The organism is Marinobacter sp. UBA5687, from assembly GCF_002420325.1.
GTDB classification, from domain to species: Bacteria; Pseudomonadota; Gammaproteobacteria; order Pseudomonadales; family Oleiphilaceae; genus Marinobacter; species Marinobacter nauticus.
The window spans coordinates 1-6,113 of the sequence record NZ_DIHV01000093.1; the positions used below are offsets into that span (position 1 = coordinate 1).

Consider the following 6,113-nt stretch of genomic DNA (forward strand, 5'->3'; position numbering starts at 1 on the left):
GGATTTGAACCAACGACCTTCGGGTTATGAGCCCGACGAGCTACCAGACTGCTCCATCCCGCATCAAACTTTTTATCAATCAGGTAGAGGCCCGATCAACGTGGCGCGAATACTATAGCTCTGACCGCCAGCTGTCAAAGAGGATTTCGGTTATTACCTATCCCGCCCGGATCAGCGTTCCAGAATTGCCGTCACGCCCTGGCCGCCAGCAGCGCAGATGGAGATCAGGCCACGACCACTACCTTTCTGCTCCAGCAGCTTGGCCAGCGTGGCGACAATACGGCCTCCGGTCGCGGCAAACGGATGCCCCGTGGCCAGACTCGAACCCTTCACGTTCAGCTTGTCGCGATCAATGGTGCCCAATGGTTTGTCCAGCCCCAGGCGCTCCCTGCAGAATCCCGGATCTTCCCAGGCTTTCAGGGTAGATAAAACCTGTGCCGCAAATGCCTCGTGAATCTCATAGAAGTCGAAATCCTGAAGGGTCAGGCCGGCCCTTTCCAGCATCCGGGGTACGGCATAGGCTGGCGCCATCAGCAAGCCCTCTTTCTTGTCGACGAAATCCACAGCAGCCACTTCGGAGAAGGTCAGCCAGGCTTTGACATCCATGTTATGGGCCTTTGCCCACTCTTCGCTGGCCAACAGCACTGCCGACGCGCCATCGGTGAGCGCCGTGCTGTTGGCTGCAGTCATGGTGCCGTTTTCCCGATCAAAACAGGGCTTGAGGGTGGCCAGTTTTTCCAGCGTGGTGTCCGGACGCAGGATATTATCTTTATCGAGACCGGCCATGGGAGTCATCAGATCGTCGAAAAAGCCCTCCTCGTAGGCCTTTGCCAGCTTCTGATGACTCTCCCAGGCCAGGCGATCCTGATCTTCACGGGCGATGCTCCATTCTTTGGCAGTCACCTGGCAATGGTCCCCCATGGACATGCCTGTACGGGGCTCGCCGTTCTCCGGAATCTCCGGCACCAGATGGCTCGGCCGGAAACGGCCAAGAATTTTCAGGCGCTCCTTGGTGGTCTTGGCACGGTTGAGGTCCAGCAGGATTTCCCGGAGCCCTTCGCCCACCCCGATCGGCGCATCAGACGTGGTATCGGTGCCGCCGGCAATGCCGCACTCGATCTGCCCCAACGCGATTTTGTTCGCCACCAGAATCGCGGCTTCCAGGCCGGTTCCGCAGGCTTGCTGGATATCGTAGGCCGGTGTTTCAGGTGCCAGACCACAGCTGAGAACCGATTCACGAGTCAGGTTGAAGTCCCTGGAATGCTTGATCACGGCGCCCGCGACCACTTCGCCCATTTTCATGCCGTCCAGATTAAAGCGATCCACCAGCCCACGAAGCGCCGAAGTCAACAATTCCTGGTTACTGATCTTGCTGTAGGCAGTATTGGAGCGGGCAAACGGAATACGGTTACCGCCAATAACGGCAACCCGTCGAATGCCCTGGCTTGCCCCTTTCACGGGTGCTGAGGTTTTCTTTGCCTGTGCCATCGCTGTGTTTCCTTGTGAGTCAGATGATTCTGTTTCGGTTCACCGATACTGTTGATGAGTCTAGCGCCTGACGGCAGTCTCTCATTGGCAACTCTGACAACGCACAACCTGCGTTCAGTCAATACAATAGCTGGAAGATTCCTTACCCTTTAGGCTAATTTGCAATCAACCAGATGCACAAGGAAGAAAACATGTCTGACCTCTACCTCAAACTCGTGAATACCCCGGTGGGAAAAACCGCCGCCCAGTCTCTTGGCTTGCCGTCACCGGCCCCGCTGAAACGCCTCAAGCGAGTGGATCAGCCTTTTATTGAGGGCGACGTCCTCATTGGAGCCGGCAATGGTGCCCGCGCCATCGCCACCCTTGGCAGCATTGTTGGCGCCAGCCCGGCCACCCTGCACCACGCCACCGGGCCGGAAACCCTGGCCGAATCGGCCAAGACAAGCAACAAGGCTCAGGCACTGGATATCACCGGCGAGGTCTCCGGCAAGTTCTCGGCACTGATTTTCGATGCGTCCGGCCTGCAGAAACCGGATGAATTGCGCGCCCTGTATGACTTTTTCCACCCCACTATCCGGAAACTGGCGACGAATGGCCGGGTTCTGGTGATTGGCCAGGACCCGCACACCTGCCGCAAGGCGCCCCAGGCCGCTGCACAACAGGCACTGGAAGGCTTCGTACGAGCCGTTGGCAAAGAGATCGGCAAAAAGGGCGCTACCGCGAACCTGGTCTGGATAGCACCCAATGCCGAAAACCAGCTGGATTCCTCGGTTCGGTTCTTCCTGTCGCCACGCTCAGCCTACGTCTCCGGGCAGGTGGTCCGCATTGGCAAAGCCGACGAAGCCAAAGCCACCAATCCGGTCGCACCATTGGCAGGCAAAGTGGCCCTGGTGACCGGCGCATCCCGAGGCATTGGTGCCGCCATTGCTGAAACCCTGGCCAGAGATGGGGCAACCGTCATCGGGCTCGACATTCCGCCGGCACTCGAGGAATTGCAGAAAGTAACCGGCGCTCTGAAAGGCAAGGCGCTCGCCTGCGACATCACCGATGAAAAGGCGCCAAAGCTGATCGCAGACTTTATCGAAAAGGAAACCGGCGGTGTCGACTTCGTCATCCACAACGCCGGCATCACCAGAGACAAAACCCTAGGCAACATGCCCGAACATTTCTGGGATATGACCATTGCCGTCAACCTGACTGCAGAAGAGCTGATTGACGAGGAACTGTCTGAGCGCAAACTGATGCGGGAAAACGGCCGCATCGTCTGCATTTCTTCGATCAGCGGCATCGCAGGCAATTTCGGCCAGACCAACTACTCCTGCGCCAAAAGCGGCGTGATCGGCTATGTCGAAGCCATGGCCCGTCATCTGAAGAACGGCATCACCATCAATGCCATTGCCCCGGGCTTTATTGAGACCCAGATGACCGCCGCCATGCCGTTTACCATCCGTGAGGCCGGTCGACGCATGAACAGCCTGTCTCAGGGCGGGCAACCGGTTGATGTGGCCGAGGCTATCGCCTGGTACTGCAACCCAGCGTCTGCGGGCGTGAACGGGAACGTGGTTCGGGTATGTGGCCAATCCCTGATCGGCAAGTAATTCAGAAAAGGCACTACAGGAAGAGGCCGGTCAGGGTAACCCTGCCCGGCCTTTTTGCGGCTCACCAAAGGAGCTTGGCGTTTTCTGAGGGAATAAAAAAAGCAGACCAGATTGGTCTGCTTTTTAGAATCTGGTGGGTGGTGCAGGGATCGAACCTGCGACCCTCGCCTTGTAAGGGCGATGCTCTCCCAGCTGAGCTAACCACCCAGGGTAAGGTGGCGGAGCGGACGGGACTCGAACCCGCGACCCCCGGCGTGACAGGCCGGTATTCTAACCAACTGAACTACCGCTCCGCATCGATTCAGCATTGCCGAATCTGAACTCTGTTTTGAAAGTGGTGGGTGGTGCAGGGATCGAACCTGCGACCCTCGCCTTGTAAGGGCGATGCTCTCCCAGCTGAGCTAACCACCCACTTTCGCTGCCTTACTCTTTTTCAGGCTCAAAACAGTCACTTGCTGCGCCTGGCGCTTGCTGAGTCAGCGTTGCTGTCTCAACCAAGTGAGACGCGCATTTTAAGCATTTCGCTCACTGTGTCAAATGTTTTTCCGAAAATTGCTAAACTTTTTTCCGAGACGCTCTCAGGCGAACATTTATTGATCAAAATCAGAACGTTGTACTGTTTTACCCTGTTCAGGGAAGGGCCGTATTTCCGCAGACTTCTGGCCTGCCTGCTGTCCCTTTCGCTTCAGAGCCAGCTCACTCACTCGCGCCCGGCGCTCGCCAGGCACCGCCTGACTGGCAAGCGCCTGGTTAAGGTCATCAAGGCGTTGCCGAGCCTCCCGCCAGGACTCCTCAAGCAACGGACCAACCTGCCCGGCCAGCCTGTCAATACGCAGCCGGAACGTATCTTTGAAGGACATTGTTTTTATCTCTCTTCACTACACCATCCCCAGTGTAGACATTGCCTAGAAGATCCACCAGCCTCCCGATTCCGCCTCTTCCCTGCGCTCGCGCTCAAGTTCCAGTTGGGCATAGTCCTGCTCCAGCGCCTTCAGCTTGCGATCGGCTTCCAGCGGCACCGTTGGCCCACCCCCGAATGGCCAGAACCAGGAGGTCTCCTCATATTTACCCTGCTGCTGCAGGCGCTCAATCTCCAGCTCGCGCTCCTGCTCAAGAGCCAGCTTCCGCTTCTCGTAGTCGGTATCTTCGTTAACTTCTACAATCGACGTTGCGGCATGGTTCGGCGCCAGTAGATCGCTGTTCAGGAACAGGGTGGACACAATTTCGTCCGACTGCATGGCGTATTCACGGGTAACCAGCTGCAGCTCGCCGGAGGCCAGCGGGTGCTCCGGGTCCAGGTCCGGATGAGGACGCGAGGGCTCCTCCAGTTCGTTGTATCTCAGGTAGTAGATCTTGCCAGGCTCCACCTTCAGAGTGGCATCCGCAATCAGGCTCAAACTGAAGGAGTTCAGGCCTTCAAGCCCAAGCAAAGGCCGACGCATGGCGATGTGCCGTTCACCGGGGCTCACTTCCAGCCAGGTAAAGCTGTTATTGCGGATGTTGAAATAGTGCTTGTCGTCAATATATACGCTGGGAGACTCGATCTCATCCGCCGCCCATTGGGAGTGGGTACGGTAGAAATACAACAAGGCATTGCTCTGGTCCCACTGATCGGTGTCGATATGCACGAAATCATGGCCCGACACCGGATGCAGAAAGCCACCCACACTCTTGCCGATAGACTGATAAACGGTGCAGCCAGACAACACCAGAAAGCATGCCACAACGGCGGCACTTTTAACGAAAGGCACTCGGATTTTCATTGTTATGCACTCTTCATCCCTTATCGAGTAGGGACGATCATAACAACTGGCCACCACAAGAAATGAGAGCTACCGCAAGGGATGAATACAAACCGTTACATTCACCCCCGGCAACCGTTACTGCCCTGAGTTCGACGCCCTGAGCTGATTGACCTCCTCCGACAGGCGCACGAGGCGTGAGGTAAGTTGGGCACGGGAAGCATCGATGGATTCCACGGTCCGGGCCAGTTCTGCCAGTCGATTCCGCAGCGCCCGAACATCACCGGCTCCTGCGAGGCCGTCCGTTCGAGCCTCGACGGAGGACAGCCGGCTTTCAATACCATCGATACCCAGTTTCTGCTCCTGCTCAAACCGGCGGATACGGCTCTCTACCACCTGATCGATATCACCGATCTGCTGACTCAGCCTGGTCAGTTGCGACGTCGCCTCACTATTTGCCTGCTCCAGCGCAGCCACAGACGTCTCCAGCTTCTGGCTCAGTTGGGCGATATCTCCAGCAAACGTGGTACGAACCTGCTCGAGCGTGGTTTCCAGATCTGACACCGATTTGCCGGTCTCGGCCAGATTCTGATCCAGCACCGAGAGCCGCTGACCATGCTCCTCAAGCTGTTTCCGGTTGCGCTCATTAGCAACCACCCAGAGCTTGCGGATTTCACTGTTGGCGGTCTCAACCTTTTCCGCATTGGCCGCTATCTTTTCCTCCAGAGAGGCACCCCGCTCCTGCAAGGATTCCCCGGTTTCGGAAAGCTCGCCCTCAAAACGGGCCAGTGCCAGCTTACTTTGCCGCGCCCAGTAATCCGCCTCTTCCAGTTGACTCTCCAGCGCCGCGATGCGCTGACTCTGGCTATACCACCCTGCGCCAGCAGCCACCGCAAGCCCGAAAATCGCTCCCCAGACAAGAACTCGTCCACCACGACCACCGCCTCCGCCAGAGCCCGCAACTGCACCTGGCGGCCTGGCTTTGGGAGCCCCACGCCCGGCCTCACGCTCTTTACTGGCACGAGGGGTTCGCGCTTCCCCGGCGCCGATCGGGGGTTCTGCTCTCAGCTCATCTTCGTCCGGGCGGATGGGTTCCATTACAGCTCCTGGAAATGGATGGTTTAATTGTATAACCGACGATAATACCTGCAGTTACGGACAGGTTAAAATGAAGGCTTTTAAAGAAAGCGCTCCGGCACCCGGACGCCCGGGCTTGCCGTGTTGCACGGCAACTGGCCAGAACATACAATGGCCGGCTTTTCAATTATCACAGGACTGTTGCTTA

General features: G+C 57.4%; 5 protein-coding genes and 3 tRNA genes. 1 reads left to right on the forward strand and 7 read right to left on the reverse strand.

Annotation, left to right across the window (positions count from 1 at the left end; translation table 11 throughout):
* Positions 1-171 precede the first annotated feature (171 nt).
* Entirely contained in the window at positions 172-1,488 is a 1,317-nt protein-coding gene (locus B3Y70_RS09825) for an acetyl-CoA C-acetyltransferase (RefSeq protein ID WP_222179966.1), read from the reverse strand.
* A gap of 191 nt (positions 1,489-1,679) precedes the next feature.
* Here B3Y70_RS09825 and B3Y70_RS09830 point away from each other — a divergent pair, with 191 nt between their 5' ends.
* Positions 1,680-3,086 (forward strand): 3-oxoacyl-ACP reductase, encoded by a 1,407-nt coding sequence (locus B3Y70_RS09830; protein WP_222179965.1) that lies wholly within the window; start codon positions 1,680-1,682, stop codon positions 3,084-3,086.
* 131 nt (positions 3,087-3,217) lie between these two features.
* On the opposite strand, the gene B3Y70_RS09835 is transcribed toward B3Y70_RS09830, so the two are convergent.
* From B3Y70_RS09835 to B3Y70_RS09860, 6 genes are all read right to left on the reverse strand, one after another.
* A tRNA-Val gene (locus B3Y70_RS09835) sits at positions 3,218-3,293 on the reverse strand.
* A gap of 9 nt (positions 3,294-3,302) precedes the next feature.
* Positions 3,303-3,379: transfer RNA gene (locus B3Y70_RS09840), tRNA-Asp, on the reverse strand.
* A 42-nt stretch (positions 3,380-3,421) separates the two neighbouring features.
* Positions 3,422-3,497: transfer RNA gene (locus B3Y70_RS09845), tRNA-Val, on the reverse strand.
* A gap of 179 nt (positions 3,498-3,676) precedes the next feature.
* Entirely contained in the window at positions 3,677-3,946 is a 270-nt protein-coding gene (locus B3Y70_RS09850; RefSeq protein ID WP_121206871.1) for a hypothetical protein, read from the reverse strand.
* Between the two features lie 45 nt (positions 3,947-3,991).
* Positions 3,992-4,849, reverse strand: coding sequence for a DUF2846 domain-containing protein (locus tag B3Y70_RS09855; protein ID WP_222179964.1), 858 nt, complete (start codon positions 4,847-4,849; stop codon positions 3,992-3,994).
* Positions 4,850-4,966: 117 nt separating this feature from the next.
* Positions 4,967-5,926 carry a hypothetical protein gene (locus B3Y70_RS09860; protein ID WP_222179963.1) on the reverse strand — a complete coding sequence of 320 codons (960 nt, stop codon included), beginning with the start codon at positions 5,924-5,926 and terminating at the stop codon, positions 4,967-4,969.
* Positions 5,927-6,113 lie beyond the last annotated feature (187 nt).